We start from the raw sequence: 19,701 nt of genomic DNA on the forward strand, positions 1-19,701 counted from the left end.
AGAAAAGGGCTTTCTCGATTACAACATCTGTGTGTTTAGTAGACGGCTTATTCCTTTCCTTCCTAAACTGTATTACTAAAAATACAAACCATGATTTAGAATTTCTTAGTTGAATATCAAAGATATGAGTAGACGGCTCCGCCCCGAAATAGGAACGGAGTGCGCCTCTCCTATAATTGGTCACTCACAATCCGTACAACAGATATCCGGTACAGGTGTTAATTTAGAAGTTCTATAAATCCGCTTACTACCTAGGGCTTCATCTACTGGGCTGGGGCCTCTATTTTCTTGGGACTTCCCTCCCGTTTTTTTGGCGTAAGCTAAAAACCCTTGCTGCTCATTTCGATCCACTAAATTTGAAGCAGCTTGTGCAACGTGTGGCTTATCCAAATCAGAAATATGCTCGGCCACATTGGTTATTTGAGGCAACACCTCAACCACAATTATACTCAGCTCCGAATCCTCGGGAAGTCCCATCAGTTCCAGTAAAAAGTGAACTTCCTTGTTCGTCCATAAGGTGCTACCATACTTTGTGGTATTCTTATTTTGCTTGGTAAAGTTTATCACCTTAAAGAATTTATGATAGTTGGCATAACTTAGGTCTTTGGCCAAACTCAGTTTTCCAACTTCGGTAAGAATGGCTTCTTCGGCAGCATTATTTTGCAAAGTAGCAGTAGCAGAGCTAAGTGTAGCAGTTAATGGTTTGGTCGGGCGCTTGGGCTCAATTCTCACACGCCAATCCAGTGCTTTATCATCCAGCAAAATATTGCGGTGATCCAAATTATCCGCTTGTTTTACCTGAGCATAAAGCAAAGCCCAAAGCTCAGTACGTGGCGGTGTGGCGGTTACATTTTTGCCTTTGTGTACCGCCACCGCATAAGGTGCGGTTACCCAAAGTTTGTCCTCATCGCGATTGGTCACACAATTTAGCACAGGTGCCGGATGCTGAATTCCGGTAACGCGTAACCTGCGTCCAAATCTCCCCTGTGAGGTGGTCCACACATAATCGTCCTCATTGGGAAGTTTATAATGTCCCATCCTAAATTCATAGGTGAAAAAGCCAAACATTTCATCCGCATTTGGGTGCAAACCCGGAGGAATTGGTAAAATATAGTGTCTATCGCTAGTCGTACTTTTTTGCATAGGCTGCATAGCGCTCAATCCAGCAAGGTCATTTGAACTACTGTCCACAATCACCCGTAAGTATTCCGGATCAATGGGCAGTGTTGGTTCTTTTTCAGCTTTCAAAAGCTGTGGCAAATTATTGCTCAGCAACTGATCAGGCGCTACGGCCAGCATTCTACAAAATACCGTGTCCTGAGGGTCAGCTACCGGCTCTTCAAACTCTATCCACAAGTAGCGGTTCCGTACTTCTGAACTAGAATAATCTTCTGCTCTGGCATAAGGCGAAAGCGCCAAACCTGCAGACACCACTTTGGGCACCTGTGCTGGTGCTGTGGTAATGGGCAACATAATATCCAGGTTTTCGGTATACTGATGATTTCCCTTAAACTGAGCTTCAATTTTGTAATCCAGCTCTATAGTATCAGGAAATGCCGGTTGAGAAGCGTTCGCGGGTTTATCTTTGGTTGGCTCCACAGCATCTATAAATATGATACGTGTTTTATCACGATTGGCATTTTTGAGAGCATCAAATGGTGCCGTGCGCAGCATTTCAATATCCCCAACCAATGTATCTACAGACTCGGCTTGATTGTCGTGAGTATATTTTCTAGTCCGTTTTACCAAAAAACTGGTGGTTTCCAATTCGTCCCACATCCAGTCACGATCTAGCTCAAGGCTGATGCAAGCCAACCAATGCCCCGCCAAGTCCCCTTTGGAAGCAAAAGTTATAGATGAGCGATCAGGCGCCAATGTGTGGCGGATTCGGCTTGAGCAACCAAAAACTATACGTTCTCCTTTTGCACCGCTAAGAGTCAGTCCACTCACATCTGTTTTTAGCAGGGAAGCAAGCTGTTGCTCATTTTCGGGTTGCTCATCCCCATTTTTGCCAAATAGATACGATTTGATTTTTCCATCAAATGAAAGCTCCAAATCGGGACGCATAAAAATTCCCTGTAAAGCAGGAACACCGGGCGTTTGAATTAATAAATCACTTTCTACCGTGGATGGTTTGTAGCAAGTCATTTCCACAGGTTCGCCATAGCGGATGTCCATCTTACGGTTCCCAGGATGAAGCTCGCCATAGTATTCATCATTATCGTCTTTTTCTTCGCACACGGCACGCATTGTCAATCGTACCGTTCTGCCTGTAGGCAAAAAGATTTCTTCCAGATTATCAATATCATCATTCAGCTGAAGGTCAGCCTCTACATCTACTGTAGCGCCTGTATGCAGCACTGTCACATCTCTATAAATAATTGGAATATTAAGCTGCAGCTCATAATCATCATCTGTGTTTACAGCAGGGAAATTTCGCATGGTAGTGTACAAATGCACAAAATCTTCTTTGCCGGAAACACTAGCCATTTTGTCCATTTTAAGGCTGGCTATCTCTACTATTACCTCCACCCTATCCACGTCAGGGTCAGCGATACCAAGGCCTGTTCGGTGCTCGGCATTTTCGCTAAGGTCATTTTGATTTACAGTTATCCCAAGATTGGATTGAGCCGTAAGCCTCGCAATAGGGTCTGCATATTTTTTGGTGTAAACCACGGATGGGTACCCCAACTTTGGGCGCGCAATATTCAGCTCGGTCAGTTCTTGAGGGGTATCATTATTTACGTTTGGATTGGCATCAGCAGCGGTTGGGTTCAATTCCTGAATGCGAAGGCCATTGGGCGTGAGGTATCGTTTAAACCTACAACGTGTGCTATCTGATGGCGTGCGCTCTACTGGTTCATCACCTAGTCCAGGCGAGCCGCCACTTATATCCTGCATTCTCACTCTAAATTCATAATGTCCGCCATAGCGTAAATCAGCAGCTATGGGCCCTGCATTGTACATTTGGTTAAGCTGATTTTGGGCGCCACCTTTCTTCAGATTGGTTCCAGTGGTTACAGAGTTTCCATCCTTATCCAAAGCAGGACGTTGTGGATCTTCTTCCAAATCTGGATGCTGATTTTGATAAATATTTGCAGCTTCCTGATCTGGCAACACCATACTTTTACCATTCCAGCCACCATAATACATTGGCAGCCAAAAGTTCGCATCCTTCCGTGCATCAGGCTGTATGGGATACACTTGAAAAGGGAGTTCTCCCGTAAAAGGCCCCAAGTTGATGGGGTTGTTTAAATCTCCCGGTGCACGAGTGAGAATCATTGGCTGCTTGCTGCTCACTTGGGTTAGCGAGTTCCAGGCATTTTCAGTATTTGCGACTTCGCGCACGTCAATGTTGTAACCAAAAACCCCCATGGGTGCGTCTATTCTTTGACCAATACCCACGCTTGTATCTTCGGCAAGCTGTCGGATGTACCATTCCAAAATCGTTTCATCTTCCCAGCCAAGCTGCACTCCGCTATCTTTTAATGGGTAATTTCCATCGCTATCTTCTTGTATAAACTCGCGGTGCCGCGGTTGAAAAGAGTGAATGATTTTACAAAAACCATCATCATACTCAGCTGCTTCTTTAAACAGTTTATCATAATTTCCCTGATGTACCATTTGCACCGGAAACTGAATAGGCGCAAATACCTGACGCGCCACACCCGGCTCTAGAACCGGAATACGAGCAGCATATTGTTTTATGAAGTTGGCATCATCATTCTGCTGCGCTTTGTAATCGCTAGTGTTGGCCAAATCAATATATAAATAGCCGCCATCAGGAAATGTATTGGCATTAACAGGTACAGAGCCCGAAAATATCATTCCCGCCTGACGGGCCAAAGCTGGCTGACGGAGCAAGTAAGCAAACACCTTTCCCCAGCTTACCACATTTGTACTTGGCGTAAAATTCGGGTCAAACTTACCGGCCTTTATCGCACAGTGATAGCTATCATCCAGCACGGCATTTCTATTTCTTGGGCCATTAAAGTTGAATGCATTACGGTACGTTTTCGGCAAATATTTCTTTACCGAGTTTGCGAACTTTCTTGGTTTTTCAGGCTGTCTGTCCGCAGGGATGTTGGTAAGATTGGCATTGCTGTTTACCATATTTACATCAGCTATGACCATGTGCTTGGCCATAGCTTCCAATATTCCACGCTTGTTGGGGGTGGCCGTAACGGACAGAGCAAACTGAGGATGCACAGCCAAAGGTTGTGGCAATGGCGAAGTTCCAAAACCAGTAATCACTTTTGCCGTAAAGGCAAAATTGGCATCAGCAAAAGCCACAGTGCTATCAGTTACCGGTGGAGAATTTACTATGGCCGGGTTAAGCGGGTTTTGGTCCCTTGGCAGCAACACCACATTAAAATGTAAATCTGTTCCATCAAAATGCTGCGGAAAAGTGAGTATCGAAAATCGTTGAAATGAGTTCATAATTCTAAATTTTAGGTTAGGCTATTTGGCGTTGCTCTTGCCATGATTCTGAGAAACTAATGTTGATGATAAAGGCGATACTTATATCCAGACCGAAAGTTACCTGGCAGGCCATATCTGTGCGAGGCTCAGCTCCCGGCAGTGTTTTCTTGCTCACCGTTCCTTTGGCTTCTATGCGAATGGTAATCGCCACTATTCCGCCCAATATTTCGGCATGACCTTCAAATAATAGAGAACCTGAAACTTCAATAATTCCTGAGGCTGCAAAAATTTCTACACCTACCACAAACAGTACACTTACATTTCCGGCTACCGGAAGTCCAACTACTATTTGCGCTCCAAAGCCAAACTTCATCCGCAAGGATGGCCCGATGGCGGTGTCAGCCGCAATGTCCATATTAACTTGCCCCAAAGCATAGACAGTGGCTGCCGAAACAGAAACACACATTACCGAAAGGCGAGCGTAAAAACCTAAGAATCCACCGGCACTAGGCAGCAATTCTGCTCCTTGACTATTTACCATCAAAGCAGCATTAAAATAGGCTCCTACTTTCAATCCAGCTTCTAACTTGAAAGGACAATTGGGGTCATTATACGCCACATCTGTAGGCGGGAAGCGCAATACCGGAATTTCCTTAGACGCTTCAAACTTATATTCCCAACTTCCTGCCTTGTTGCTCATAGCCAGTTTCAATCCTCCGGCTACCGCCCCCGCATAGTCTTGAGTCTGTATTTGTTGCAAAATCTCAAGAATATCAATCACAGGTTGCAGTTCATCGGCAAACTCCAGTTTAGGTTTTGGATATGATGGCTCCGAACCTTTGGCCGAATCCCAAGAGCCACGGATGGTCATCAATCGATTTATTCCGGCCAGGTCAAGCACCAAGCCGATGTTGCCCATCCTACTTTTCCATGTATCTGCAACACCCTGAGCAATAGAGTCAATGTCAAATTCAAGCTCACCCTCCACTTCAGGATCGTTCGCATTACTTTTATCTTTAGGGTTATTTTTGTACTCAATGTAAATCCTAAAAGTACCTTCATCCACATTTATAAGTTCAAACTCGGTTGGTGGTAAGTCAAATTTCTTAGCCTCTTCACCAGCTTTGCGAAGGAGCTTAAAAGCCTGCTGCTTGGCGCCATCCACCACATCGCTAATGTCCATCAACTCACTTACGGTTTCCCCTAAATCAGTTAAGGCTCCTGTGTCAAAAGGGCTAGCGTTTTCTATTTTCAGTTGAACTGCCTCACCAAAATCAGAAATAGCATCACCAATATTGGGGAATATAGATTTTGAATTTACTATCCTAAAGGCATCCACAAAGAGTGGTGGTGTTCTGCTAAAAAGCTTCTTCTTATTTTGTTCAAATGAGGGGTTTAGGAACAAAGCTTTTTGCGTATCCGTGCTTTGAAGAATGCCAAAGTTGATCGTGCTTTCTGTTGGCGATTGTAAAAGCTCTGAAGGATTCGCCATTCTGATTAAAACCGAATTCGGGTTTTTATCGATTTTCACATCCAACTCTCCATCCTTCACCACTTTTCCTTCCCTAATAATAGGAATACTATAGCTTGGAGGAACTGGTGTAACCTCGCCACTTGCAGCCTCATGCTGTACCATCGTCCACGAACCTTCTTTGGGAAGCATTACACTACCCCTTCCCGCCAAGGCAAACACAATATCGCTGCCATTGCTGCCAACAGAATTTGAAAAGTCAAATCGGTTGAGACGCATTTTTTGGGTACTCTTGGCAAGGTTGACTTCGCAGTCTATTCCTCCCCCAATACTTCCTAACTGAGCCACCACGAGGTTTCTCAAAATTTCTGGTGTGATTGGAATACCGCGTGGCGCAGATTGTACATAGCCCACTATGCGTTTTGAGGCCACTACATTTTTCTTTTTGCCGTCAATGGTTTTTTCTACGAAACCTGCCGTGGTATCTTCTATTTCAATGTCAGCATCAAAATACACGGGCTGTAGCCTATAATTCAAGGCGTCACCAGCAGCAGGGTTATCTACATACAAACCGTCACCATTCACTATTTTGGGCGAAGTCATGGTTCCGGCTTCAAAGGCTATTTCTTCGGTTTCTTCAATATTTTGAACATTGTAAAGGCCTTTTACAATTCCCGGGTGGATTTCAAATGGAGAATCCATTTCTGTTTTAGCATCAGGCACAATATTCACAAAATAGCGGAAGTCAAAGTTACCATTGCTCTCAGCTCTCCATCCTGAATCAAACCTATACACATAACCCGAGCCTACTCTGAAAATAGTAATGGTACGCACCACCTTGATTGCCCATGGATAAATGATACTCTTTACTTGAATAATTTCATGAGAAGTACGGCCAAGCATAATATCAAACTTAGCCTGGCTTGTAGAGGCAAATGCTGCGGTAGGATTTAGCCAATTGCTAAATGTACTGGCGCCATATCCGCTGAGATCAATTCGTGTAAGTGGAACTCCCCGCTGTCTTTCCGGGTCATATGGATTTAGTAAAAATTCATCGTTGAATATTTCGGTAACGGTTTTCCCCAAGGTGCTATCCCCATCCCCGTTTCCGGTAAAGTCGAGCACGTTATTTAACTGGATGGTACTTCCCACAAACATGTCAGATTCGCCATTTATATAAGCCTTTCCAGCATTCAATTGTATTTGGCGACCACCTCTTACTTCGTTTTCAAATTTTTCTGAATTCCTCAAAAACTCCGTTCCCTTACGGGGAATAAGCTGTCCATTTTCATCTGGCCCTCGATAAGTGTTTTGTAAAACTGCCAATGCCTTCAAACCAAAAGGCAAGGTGAGTAAGGACTTAGCCGTAAAATTTTGAGTGTCGTTTTTAAAGTTTTCGAACAAATAATCTGTCAGGGGAATAGGTGCCAAAGCCACGGTATCCTCTCCATTGTTTACTATTCGCATTGGCCCGCCATCATCAGGATAATAATTATAGCCTTGGTCCGGGTCTCCATTAATTGCTGATGGGGTGAGGTTTATAAGCGGCTCCCATGAAATTTGAGGAACGGTAAAGGTTTTCACATTTTGCCCCGGGCTCACCACATCCATCCCTTCTATACTCAGCGGGAAAGCATTGGTACTTTGAGTGGATGCCGCTCCAATCGGATCTCTTTCACCGCCACGGCTCACGTCAAAACTTATTCCGAGCAAATCGGCATTGGAACTAACATCGAGCAAGGCAAAGTTGTCCCTCTGTAAATGCACAGTTGCTTTATCCCACACGCCCCTATAGTCTGGTGGTAAATCGCTTGACGCGGAATGTGACATCATATAAGCAGATAAATTGGGCTCCACCTGGTTGCTGTCACCTGTGCCTGTATTTCTAGCGCCCGTATTTCTTCGACTTGCGGCAATTTTACCTGAGTTTGCCGCAACATAATTTCCTTTTGAATTATCTAAAGAACCTTTTTTCTGTGCCTCTTCCTCCTGTAGATTGATTCCCGAAAACTGATTAGCTCCAAAAGCAAAGTGGAACGAAACTTTTACTTCGGCTTCTTTCGGCTTCCCTTCAGGTGCTTCCCATTGGGTTCGGCTTACCAGCCAATTTTGAATGGCACCAACAAAACTACTTCTGGCATAACTCACATTTTCACCACGCACATCCCTTACATTCAAACTTCTACGGAGAACGCCCAAGTTGGCCGCATAAGGGTCGGGCAGTGTGGGGATGTAATTGTACAGCCCAAAAGTGAGGAAGAGGTTTCCGCTTATCACAGACAAAAAATCCGAACTTAGATTTCCAAAAAGTACGCAGCCATTGGGCTTGCTCACTTTAAAGAGTGCATTACTCAAGGCCAGAGAAATTGGCTTGAGTATATCTAAATTATTAGTGTCCTCCTTAAGTGCATCCTCAAGCATGTTTGTGTCCAGCAAGTACACCAGTTTGGTGGCTTTGCTCACTGACATCATCAAAAGTGAGTTTTTTGATTTTACCTCGGGGGGCAATGCATCCACCTTCACAGGACGGTCAATATCAAAGTCTGCGTTTGCTAAGGTTTGCACCAATTCCTGGCCCTCGGCACTGAAAGCCAGGACCAAAGTGTTTTCTTGCTCAAAACTCAATTCTACACTATTCTGAAACAAAGCCGTTTTATCCGGCCATAAAATCAATTTTTGCCGAGCCTGCTGGTTTTTAGTTTTTTCATCTAAAATAATGAGAGCGCCAGGCGCACCTAAAATCCAAGGGTTATGCAATGGGAATACTGCTCCTTTCAAATTTGCCCATTTGGCATTTAGCCCTTGTTTGCATCTCAAAAGTAGACCGCCAATTCCGGCAGCAGCCGAAGGTTTGCTTAAATCAATTTCAGCCACAGGTAAGCCCCAATACGATTCAGCGATGGTGGCCTTCCCTCCCATCTGGCAAAAAGCCGAATTGGAATTTTGCACCTCCAGCGAGGTAGGTTTATGTTTTAAAGGAATCAATATTTGCGACAAGCCTGCATTATACACAGGTGTTGCTTTGCCCCAATTAAATGCCATTCCATGCCCATATAAACCCCATGAAGCAGGTGCTATTTTGTCGATGTCGTGAGCATTTTTGGTAAAATGAAATGCTAAAGTTTTACTCAACTTTAGTTGCATATCCTTGGCATCCTGACCAAACTTGTCTTTGCTATGAGCAGGCCCTGCCGGTTGATCTAGCTCAAGCTCAATCGACACCTTGGTAGTGGCCGTTATTTTGTAAGAGCTACCCGTGCTTATTGGCTTTTTGCTAAAGCTTATGGTTCCTCCTTTTATGGTGAGGCCTGTATAGCCATTTCCTGGGGCACCATTAGCCAAATATTTGGATTGAATCCAGATACTTCCTTTACCTAAGGTAATGGTAGTACCACGGGTGGGAAGCACTATTTTATCTTTGATTTTGAGCTCTTTTATTTTTACATCCCGCTTGAGGTCTGCCCTTATTTCTTTTACATCTTCGGAAGCTGTAGCAAAAGCCTTGCTGGCTAACTTTCTTATTCCAGCGGGTTTAAAAAGCAAAGCCGGGCCGATGTCTCCATCAAAAAATAATTTTGAGAAAGTTAATATTGGGTAAAAGTCAAACCAAACTTGACGGCTATCCAGTTGAACAAATGGCCCCACACTAGCCTCTGGCTTTGCTCCATTGGCCCATTCCGGCATCGAGCCTGAAAGCAGATTGCTGAGAAAAGGCTGCTCTCTTTTGTGAACTACGTATTTTTCTTTTTGGGAACTCGCTTCTCTTGCCTTCGCTACTCTGCTAATATTCTTTAAATGGCTTGGGGCTACTTTACGAATATCATAAGCATCAGATTTTTCAAACGCTCTACCTCCACTACTCGAACGTGGCTGTGAAATTTTGCTTACCTCAATATATTTTGAAAGTCTATCGAAATCCTTTTTCTCCTGTGCCCCTTTTAAGGTAAGAGGTCCTAAAAGCTCTTCTAAGCTCAGTGTTTGGTTTGTGGTGCTCATCGGTTTAGTATTGAAATGACATCTATTTTCTAAATCCAACGAAAGCTTTAGAATGTTATGGTCAGTTCAAAAACTATAAAACCGTGATTCTAGACAAAAGAAAACCAATGGCTTTGAAGGTTTGGAGTCACAACATATACTATTTGAGTTGAGCCATTGGCGCAAATATGTTGATCTACATATTTACCGTTTAATGAAACTAAAAGTACTGAGAAGGCTTGCCATCGGCAAAATGAAATGAGTAATTGGTAGCTTAAGTTTGACAATTTGCAATAGCTGTTTAAACACCATTTTAATAGGGTAATCATTTACCAAAAACAGCTACCTTTCTCTTCCTAAACCTCCAAAACCAAAGCATGGCTTCATGGGAATCCATTAAAAATTCTGTTAAAACCAATGCCCGCACTCTGGAGTATTTTGTGAATGATGTGGGCAATGCTGTGGCCTTTATCCCTGAAATAATAGGCACAACATGCCTCGATGGCCTATACTGGTTTGGTAACAAGATTGGCGCAAAGCCACTCTTTTCTTGGCTGGGCAATGTGCTTAAAAACAGCTGCTCCATTTTAGGGGCTATTATGAAGTGCGTTTTTGGAATTAGTGCAGGTTTGCTTGGAGCTTCCATTAAAATTGTGGGAGGAATACTTACTGGTCAGGGTCCAGTCATTCTTCACGGACTTTGGGATTTGGCCTCACCTGCTATAGGTACCATTATTCTGGTGATTGGTAAGCTAATCGCTTTGGTGCAATCTATCTTTTACCTTCAAGGTTTTGAGCGGCCGCTTAACGCAGATGAAAAAGCGGAACTTCAGAAAATCTTTCACAAAGGCATGAATCTTTATTTGATACGAATAATTACAGGCCATGCCGGAATATTTGACGCAACGCCTCGTGCCTTTACCTTAGGAAATACACTGTACCTCAAAACAGATTCATTCCCAACCAGCTTATTGGTGCATGAGTGCTCACACAGCTGGCAATATCATCACACCGGAAACCGCTACACGGCTGATGCCCTTGGTGCGCAATGGTTTGTAGATGATGCCTACAACTGGTTTAAAGAAATTGAAAATCGCCACAAAACCGACTGGCTGGATTTTAATCCGGAAGCTCAAGCTGAATTTTTGGAAGATACTTGGAGATATGGAAACTTAGTGGATAAAAATGGCCAATTAGTAGACTATGCTAAGGGTTCCTATTATTTGGCTGACGGCAAAACCACCTTTGGAAAATTTGAATCTTCTGGCAAAGACTTGAGCGATATTGCCAATAATGCCATTCGCCAAATACGTAAAGGTTGGTAGCAATTATCCGCCATTAGTGCGCATGACTCATTTCGCTATGCACAAAGTTCAAAAAGCAGTACTTTTAAGATGTTAAGCTCCAAATTAACATCAACCTAACCGCAATATGGACTTTAAACCACAAAAAAGTGTAGAATGGTATGACCCGAAACAGCTGGCCAACACGGGCATAAAAGCTGTGATTTCGGGCATCTTCGGAAATTTCAACGACAAGCGTGAAATACAAGCTGCACTTTATCAGCAGGAAGATTCCAAGGCCCATGATTATTCCCAAGGACGTGATGACATTTGGGTAGATTACATTTCAGATACGGGCGATGGCTTTGACGCTACCTTTACAATGGCTACGCTTTTGGCTAAAGAAGAACTGGAAGTAGACGGACAAAAAATCCCTCGCGGAAAGCTTTTAATAATGGGTGGAGACCAGGTCTATCCTGTTGCCACCAGAGAAGAATATAGAAACCGCTTACAAGGCCCGTATGCAACTGCCCTACCCGCAGATAACACAGATAATAATGGCGATCGTGCTCCTCATCTCTTCGCCATTCCTGGCAATCATGATTGGTATGATGGACTCACCACATTTATAAAAGTATTTTGCCAGCAGCGCTGGATTGGCAACTGGCGAACACGACAAAAGCGCAGCTATTTTGCTTTAAAACTCCCACATAACATGTGGCTGTTTGGTATTGATGTTCAACTCAATTCGGATGTTGATTTTAATCAAATCCAATATTTTGAAAATGTACTGAAAGAGGAGGTAAAACAAGGTGGAAAAATCATCCTCTGCACAGCCGAGCCTACTTGGGTCTACTCTACTTCCAAAAAATCTGACGCCAACAATAACCTTGAGTTTTTTGAGAAGAAGCTTTGTGCCATAAATGACAGTACCGCACAACCCTATGCTAAGCAAATCCTTACCCTCGCTGGTGACTGGCATCATTATGCTCGCTATGAAAATGAAAATGGCGGCATGAAAATTACCGCTGGTGGTGGAGGTGCTTTTCTACACCCTACTCAAAATCTACCTGAACATATTGGTGATATTTTTGGCGGTGACCTTATTCTAAAGTCACGCTTCCCCTCTTCTGGTGAGTCTAAAAAACTCTTGTTCAACAACTTTAAATTTCCCTTTGCCAATTTTAAAATGTCGCTCGTTTTGGGCGCAATTTATGCACTGGTAGGTTGGTTACTTTTTTTAAGCTTTGGCACTGGTGTAAATCCTAATCTCGGTTTAGTTCCTTTACTTAAGGAAATTCTGTTTAACCCGGGCATCTTTTTATTGCTCATTTTGGTCATTGTTGGCCTTGGAGCTTTTGCCGAAACTACGCCTTGCAATCCTAAATTCAAAAGCACTTTTCCTTATGCATTAGCCGGCTACCTTCACGGTATTGGTCAAGCCAAAATGATGCTTTTTTCCTTTTTACTTTTCGTAAAAATAAATCCATACTTGGAGCCATTGTCACAGCTCAAAGCTATGAGCATCGTAATAGCCGGCTGTCTGGTTGTGGGCTTTCTACTTGGAGGATTCCTATTTGGCCTGTACCTTATCTTTTCAAATTTGGTACTCGGCAATCATGATAATGAGGCCTATTCTTCTTTAAAATGGGAAGGCTACAAAAACTTTTTGCGACTGCACGTTACTAAGGATGAAGTCACCATTTATCCAATTGGAGTAAAAAATGTATCGCATTGGCAGCCTTCCGGCAAAAATGCCAAACCACCTTTTACAGCAAATAAGCCAATAGGCTATCAACTTATAGAAAAGCCCATCACCATTAGGTTTTAGGCCTTTCATGCTCAACCCGCTCCACTCATCATTAATTCGATTACGCTGTATTTATTTAGGTATAACCTTTAAAAACTAAGCATCGTATGAAGTCTGAATTTGAAACAATCGAGTTTACCGCTCTGGATGGCTTCAAGTGCAACCTAAAACATTACCTGTCTCCAAATCCGAGTAAAGGGCCCATTTTGTTGGTTCATGGAGCCGGAGTGAGAGCCGATATATTTTGCCCGCCCAATGAGCAAAACATTGTGGAAATGCTGGCTGATGACGGCTACGATGTGTGGCTGGAAAACTGGCGCGCCAGCATCGACCTGCCACCTACTGAATGGGATTTGGATGTGGTGGCCCGAAACGACCATCCGGCCGCTGTGCAAAAGGTATTAGAACTTACGGGGAGTAAAAATCTGAAAGCTTTAATTCATTGCCAAGGCAGCACGAGCTTTATGATTTCGGTGGCTCTAGGCCTGGTTCCTCAGGTGACTACTATTGTGAGCAATGCCGTTTCGTTACATCCCAAAGTTCCAGGTTTTTCTCGCTTTAAGCTAAATGTCTTGGTGCCTATCGTCCACCAGCTTTTTGATTTTCTAAACCCGCAATGGGCCAAGGAAGCTCCTGACTTTAAAACCAAGTTGATGAAGGCTGTAGTAAAAATGACACATTGGGAAAAAGATACCGATGTGGGCAAATTTGTAAGCTTTACCTATGGCTCAGGGATGCCTGCTTTATGGGAATTGGAAAACCTCGACAAACGCACCATGACTTGGATAGAAGATGAATTTGCAGCCGTTCCCCTCTCCTTTTTCAACCATATCCGCTTTTGCATAAGCAAGGGTGTTATACTTCCTAATGATAAAAAGGCCGTAAAAAACTACGCTGTAGATAAACTGCCTGGAAGCCCTCGAATAATCCTATTTGGAGGTGTTAAAAACAAATGCTTTTTAGCCGATAGCCAACAAGCCACATTTGCTTATCTGGAAGCTAAAAATCCTGGTAAGCACAAATTGTATTTGCTGGATGAGTATAGCCATTTGGATGTTTTTCTTGGAAAAAATTCCCACAAGGATATTTTCCCAATTATGATTAATGAATTGAATCAAAACTAAACCACAGAATTATGCCTCCCAAAAGAATAAAACGATATACCGGAAAATACGCTTTAGTAGACGGCATCCCCTACACCATGCCCGTAAATGCCAAAAACTCACCTGCACTCATGGCTGGTTTTAGTTGCGATTGGGAAAAGGCAAATGCCCTACTTCCCGGTGATGAAGTGCATGCGCTAAAACTTCCGAATGGCCGAGCAGCCTTGCTCATTACCATTATAAATTACATTGACACGAGCATCGGCAAATACATTGAATACAGCATTGGAATTGCATGCACCCATGGCTCCAAACCCGCACCACGCTTACTGAATGCCATGATGGTAAAAAAATATGGTACAGGTCAATATATTTTGGATTTACCAGTGAGCTCTGAGATGTCCGTAAAAGGTGGAAAGGGAATCTGGGGAATGCCCAAACACAAGGCCAACCTAGACTTTAAGGTAACTGAAAACCATGTGACCTCACAATATGAAAAGGATGGGCAGTTTGCTTTTAGAATTGAAATAGAAATACCAAAGTCGCCATCTATGCGCATAAAAGTGGGAAGTGTAAACTATTGCCGTTTCCGAAATATGTTGATGGCTTCCTACATATATTTTGACACCAAGGCTGGGGCTAATTTCTTCGGAAAGGCCAAAGCCAACCTTTACATTGGCGACCACCCCAATGTCTCTTTTTTAAGAAATATTGACATCAACCCAGATCCCTTTTTCACCACGTTTATGCCTAAGGCCAATGGTATTTTGGATGATCATTTTGAATGTTGGTTTATGACGTATGATACTCCCCCGAAGGAAATGCCCGAAGGACTGGAATCTGTGGTAAACCTGGGCTACTCCGAAGATTGGCTTCCTGACCCTGTTATAACTGATTATGAAAAGTTTAAGATTCAATAACCGTTAAACCATAAGCTATGAGTCCATTTGTACGAACCTTAGTTGACATCAACAACGCCTACATTTTCTTTTGCTCTTCCATTTATCTGGGAATGTTTTGGTCCCTGCATTTGTTTTGGTTTCCAAACTATCCATCCACTTTAAATCTGGATAATTACTACGATGCAATAATTCCTCAAACTACATTGGCCACCAAGTTTTTCTTTGTGACCATCCCTATAATGGCCGTAGCTATTTTGATAATGCTTATCACCGAATGGAAAAGCCCTTTGATGTGGGTGCCAATCCTTTGGATTCCTGGTTTACTTGCTCCTGTTATCATCCAGCAAGCAGGCATTGAAAGTGTAAATAATCAATTTATAGAAGGTGTGGAAAGTGAAGCTGTGCTTCAAGATTTGCTACAGGAGTGGATGTACCTCAATGATTGGCGCTGGATTATCCTATCCATTATGTGGGGCGTTACCATGTACTTTTTTATTGCCAAGTCTCGTAGAAGATATTGGGAAAAACAAGCCGCTTAAACATTGCTAACAAGAACCACACTCACATGAAAAAATTCATAAACCTTATTGTAGTTGTTATCTCAGTACTCACTGTTGTTTCCGGGCTCACGCAAGTGGTAATGCCAGGCTTTGTTCTTAACGTAATCGGTGCAGAGGTAACAGATATTTCCAAACATCTTTTTGGAATTGTCGGGATGTTTATGGCCCTTTTTGGCAGCTTGATGCTCCATACCGTTTACCAAACACATACCTCGCGTACAGCAGTGTTTTGGTGCGCCATGCAAAAGCTTGGCGCCTTTGTGGCTGTGAGTCTTGGGGTGTACAATGAGCTTTTTAGCTGGATGGCAATGGGTGTGGCAATTTTTGATTTAATCTCGGGAATACTGTTTTTATACTACATCAAAACACTGAAAGAGAATGCTAACTAAGCCTTCCAAAAATCCAGCGGTAAAACGCTCACTTGTATTGGCGGGTGGAGGCATGCGCGTGGCTTATCAGGCTGGCGTACTGATGGCATTGGAAGAATCAGGTTTGCAATTTTCACATGTGGATGGCACCTCTGGCGGGATATTCAATACTTCAATGTTGGCCAGTGGCTTGTCGCCAAAAACGATGGCCGAAAAATGGAGAACCTTAAAGTTGAAATACTTTGTTTCCACCCGAAAAGTTAAGGACTATCTCCACATGTTTAAAATGCAGGGTTACGCTGATGCTGACAATATTCGTAAAAAGGTGTTTCCGCATTTAGGTATAAACCTAAAAAACATTAATGCAAATGCTGAAATCAACGCCACATTTAATGTGTGTAATTTCAGAACTAAAAGTGTAGAGGCAAAACCAAACACTACTGTAAAAGAAGACCATCTGATTGCCGGTGTTTCCCTTCCCCTATTTATGCCCGCTATAAAAATTGATGAGGATTGGTACACTGATGCGGTTTGGATAAAAGATGCCAACCTAATTGAATCCGTAAATCAAGGTTCAAAAGAATTGTGGCTTGTGTGGGCCATTGGCAATTCACCCAATTATTTGAAAGGTGCATTTCATCAATATGTGCACATGATAGAAATGAGTGCCAATGGGGGTTTATTGGAAGAATACCGGTACATCCATAAGCTAAACGAGTTGGCTACAGCCGATGAAAAAATAAAGCTCTTTGTCATCAAATCTCAAATTCCACTGCCGCTGGACCCTGACTTTTTCTTTAATAAAATAAATGCCCGCGAACTGGTAAACATGGGCTATGCTCAGGCCAAAGGATATTTGCAGAATTATAAGCCAGAAGGTGAGTTATTGGACGAAACAGCCAGTGCATCAGAGGAACCTGATTTTCTTCTGACGTTTAGAAGCGAATATTTCGGTAAGCTGGCTTTTAATTCTAAGCAAACTCCGGTTCAACTTTTTATCTACACGCGCTTTGCCCAGTTTCCTGATAAGCAAGTATGCGAAGTTTATTCAAGTATAAAAATTGGAAGAGAGGAACTAGAAATTCCAACCTATAACTATGAAATAATTGGTGGAAATCAAGAGTTGAAAGGAGTTTCAAAGTTTGTACTTGACGGAAAAGAAATGACTTTGACAACAGTTCAAAAACTATCCAGCCCAATAGAAATAGCGATGGGCTTAGGCTTTAAGCAAATTGAAATAAAAGTACAAGCCGAAGACGGCAGCACAATGATAGAAGGCAAACTGTACCAAAGTATGGGAAGCCGATTAAAATCTTTGTACTCCACCAATCTTTCCACCATAACTGATAAACGAACCGGCCTAAGAGCAAAACTCAAAATGTTTAAAGCTTTTATCAACCATGTTAAAACCAAAACCTCCTGAATTATGAAAAAACTATCACGCCCCATTACGGAATTAAAAAACAGCTACGATGTACTCGTAATAGGCTCTGGATATGGGGGTAGCATTGCGGCATCTCGGATGAGCCGCATCGGAAAGTCGGTTTGTCTTTTAGAAAAAGGTAAAGAGTTTTTACCTGGAGATTTCCCTAGTAAGCTCACAGAAGCTTCTGGAGAAATGAATTTTAACATGGGTAAAAAATCAGATGATAATAATGGGCTTTATGATTTTACCATGGGCGATGGCATCAGTGTTTTCAAAGGTTGTGGGTTGGGAGGAACCTCTTTAGTAAATGCCAATGTTTCGATAAAGCCTGAGCCTCGGGTAATGGAAGACAATGCATGGCCCGCTGAAATCAGAAACAACATTTCTTCTTTTCATGAAGGTGTAGAGCGCGCTTGGGATATGCTAAAACCCAATCCATACCCTGAAGGTAAAAATGGCTACCCCATTTTGGCCAAAACCGAGGCCATGAGAAAGTCAGCGGATTATATGTCTGAGGAATTTAGACTGCTGGACATCAACGTAAACTTTGAAAACAAAGAGGAAAATCATGTTGGGATAAAACAAGGTAAATGCAACAATTGTGGAGATTGTGTAACAGGCTGCAACGTAGGCGCCAAAAATACAACAGCCATGAATTACCTCCCGGATGCTTACAATCATGGTGCAGAAATATTTACCAATATTGATGTTCGCCATATTGAGAAAAGCAATGGCCGCTGGAAGGTGTTTTTTAATGTGTTGAATACAGGAAGGGAAAAATTTGACGCACCTGAACTATTTGTATTTGCAGATAATGTAATCATAAGTGCCGGCTCTTTAGGCTCCACCGAAATACTGCTTCGTTCCAAGGCAAAAGGTCTAAGCACCTCAGATATGCTTGGGCAAAATATGACTGGAAATGGCGATGTATTGGCCTTTGGCTACAATAATGACCAGCCAATAAATGGTATAGGAATGGGCGATAATGAAATAAAGGATATCGCGAATGTGGGCCCCTGTATCACAAGTGTGATAGATATGCGAAATCGTGATAACATTGTCGATGGCATGACGCTCGAAGAAGGTACCGTTCCTGCTCCAATTCGTGCTATTATGGCAAGTACGCTGGTTACAGTTTCCCGCCTTTTCGGAAATGATACCGATAGAGGATTTAAAGATTTTTGGCGTGAAAAGTGGCGCGAAATCACCAGCTTATTTAAAGGGCCATTTCACGGTGCAGTAAATCACACACAGATTTATTTGGTGATGACGCATGATGATTCAAAAGGTAAAATGAGCCTGAAAGATGATCGATTAAAAATAGACTGGCCAGGTGTGGGCAAGCAAGAAATATTTAAAAAAGTAGATGGCGAACTAACTGCTGCCACCTCGGCCCTTGGCGGGAATAAAGTTCCAAACCCAACCTGGAATAAGATGATGGATTTTGATCTGGTTACGGTTCACCCACTGGGCGGCTGCGGTATGGCCAACGATGCCAATACCGGAGTGACAGACCATAAAGGCCAGGTTTTTTCGGGAAGCACTGGAACGGATTTACACCCCGGACTTTATGTGATGGATGGAGCGGTGATTCCAAAATCTGTTGGTACCAATCCTCTCCTCACCATTAGCGGTTTAGCTGAGCGCAGCTGCAAACTAATTGCAGAAAGTATGGGTGCTTCTATTAATTATAGCTTTGAAAATGCTCCCCGAAAAGAAGGCCAAAACAATGTTACCAAAGGTGTGCAGTTTACTGAAACCATGCGCGGCTATTTTTCGCTTGACGAAAAAGAAAACTACCAGCGTGGCCATGATAAAGGAAAAGCAGCAAAATCACCTTTTGAATTTACCCTTACCATACATTCCGAAGATGTGGACACTTTTGTGCAAAACAAAGACCACCAGGCCGGACTGATGGGAAGCATGGTAGCTCCTGCCCTTTCGGACAAACCACTTTCAGCGCTTAATGGAACCTTCAACCTTTTTGTAGAAGACAAAGCAAATCCAGACACCAAAAAGATGCTATATAGCAGCGTATTGACGGACGTAAATGGTGAGCACTATTATTTTGAAGGATTTAAGCAAGTGCAAAACGACAAGGGATTTGATGTGTGGGCAGACACCACTACCCTGTTTATCACTTTACGTAAAGGTGATTCTAAAGAAGGTGAGGTGATTGGCAAGGGGATGCTTAAAATTTTGATCAAAGATTTTATGACGCAACTTACCACCATGAAATCTGTGAATACCAAAGGTGCCAGTGAGAGTATTTCGTCTATCGCGGCATTCGGTAAGTTCTTTTCAGGAAATGTGTTTGATACGTACATTAAGAAAATCAGATAATCAACCCCCGTTTATTTGCTGTATTGCCAAACAAATGC

General features: G+C 42.8%; 10 protein-coding genes. 8 read left to right on the plus strand and 2 right to left on the minus strand.

All coding sequences use genetic code 11. From position 1 onward, the window contains the following. Positions 1 to 180: 180 nt before the first annotated feature. Positions 181 to 4,440, minus strand: a complete 4,260-nt coding sequence (locus OWEHO_RS03590; protein ID WP_014201103.1) for a hypothetical protein — start codon at positions 4,438 to 4,440, stop codon at positions 181 to 183. Positions 4,441 to 4,456: 16 nt separating this feature from the next. Beyond that, positions 4,457 to 9,889, minus strand: a complete 5,433-nt coding sequence (locus tag OWEHO_RS03595) for a hypothetical protein (RefSeq protein WP_014201104.1) — start codon at positions 9,887 to 9,889, stop codon at positions 4,457 to 4,459. 356 nt (positions 9,890 to 10,245) lie between these two features. On the opposite strand from OWEHO_RS03595, the gene OWEHO_RS03600 reads away from it, so the two are divergent. The 8 genes from OWEHO_RS03600 to OWEHO_RS03635 all read left to right on the plus strand — a co-directional run bounded on the left by OWEHO_RS03600 (position 10,246) and on the right by OWEHO_RS03635 (position 19,663). Beyond that, positions 10,246 to 11,193 (plus strand): hypothetical protein, encoded by a 948-nt coding sequence (locus tag OWEHO_RS03600; RefSeq protein WP_014201105.1) that lies wholly within the window; start codon positions 10,246 to 10,248, stop codon positions 11,191 to 11,193. Positions 11,194 to 11,299: 106 nt separating this feature from the next. Beyond that, positions 11,300 to 12,982, plus strand: coding sequence for a metallophosphoesterase (locus tag OWEHO_RS03605; RefSeq protein ID WP_014201106.1), 1,683 nt, complete (start codon positions 11,300 to 11,302; stop codon positions 12,980 to 12,982). A gap of 86 nt (positions 12,983 to 13,068) precedes the next feature. Then, positions 13,069 to 14,085: an esterase/lipase family protein gene (locus tag OWEHO_RS03610; protein WP_014201107.1), complete on the plus strand. Its 1,017-nt coding sequence runs from the start codon at positions 13,069 to 13,071 to the stop codon at positions 14,083 to 14,085. 11 nt (positions 14,086 to 14,096) lie between these two features. Beyond that, complete coding sequence (locus tag OWEHO_RS03615; protein ID WP_014201108.1) at positions 14,097 to 14,984, plus strand: acetoacetate decarboxylase family protein; 888 nt, start codon at positions 14,097 to 14,099, stop codon at positions 14,982 to 14,984. Positions 14,985 to 15,001: 17 nt separating this feature from the next. Next, positions 15,002 to 15,505, plus strand: a complete 504-nt coding sequence (locus OWEHO_RS03620) for a hypothetical protein (protein WP_014201109.1) — start codon at positions 15,002 to 15,004, stop codon at positions 15,503 to 15,505. Between the two features lie 26 nt (positions 15,506 to 15,531). Continuing rightward, positions 15,532 to 15,915: a hypothetical protein gene (locus OWEHO_RS03625; protein ID WP_014201110.1), complete on the plus strand. Its 384-nt coding sequence runs from the start codon at positions 15,532 to 15,534 to the stop codon at positions 15,913 to 15,915. After that, on the plus strand, positions 15,905 to 17,317 hold the full coding sequence (locus tag OWEHO_RS03630; protein WP_014201111.1) for a patatin-like phospholipase family protein: 1,413 nt from the start codon (positions 15,905 to 15,907) through the stop codon (positions 17,315 to 17,317). Before OWEHO_RS03625 ends, OWEHO_RS03630 begins: the two co-directional genes overlap by 11 nt. A gap of 3 nt (positions 17,318 to 17,320) precedes the next feature. Then, on the plus strand, positions 17,321 to 19,663 hold the full coding sequence (locus OWEHO_RS03635; protein ID WP_014201112.1) for a GMC family oxidoreductase N-terminal domain-containing protein: 2,343 nt from the start codon (positions 17,321 to 17,323) through the stop codon (positions 19,661 to 19,663). Positions 19,664 to 19,701: the final 38 nt, after the last annotated feature.

Origin of the sequence: Owenweeksia hongkongensis DSM 17368, assembly GCF_000236705.1 — a bacterium.
GTDB lineage: Bacteria > Bacteroidota > Bacteroidia > Flavobacteriales > Schleiferiaceae > Owenweeksia > Owenweeksia hongkongensis.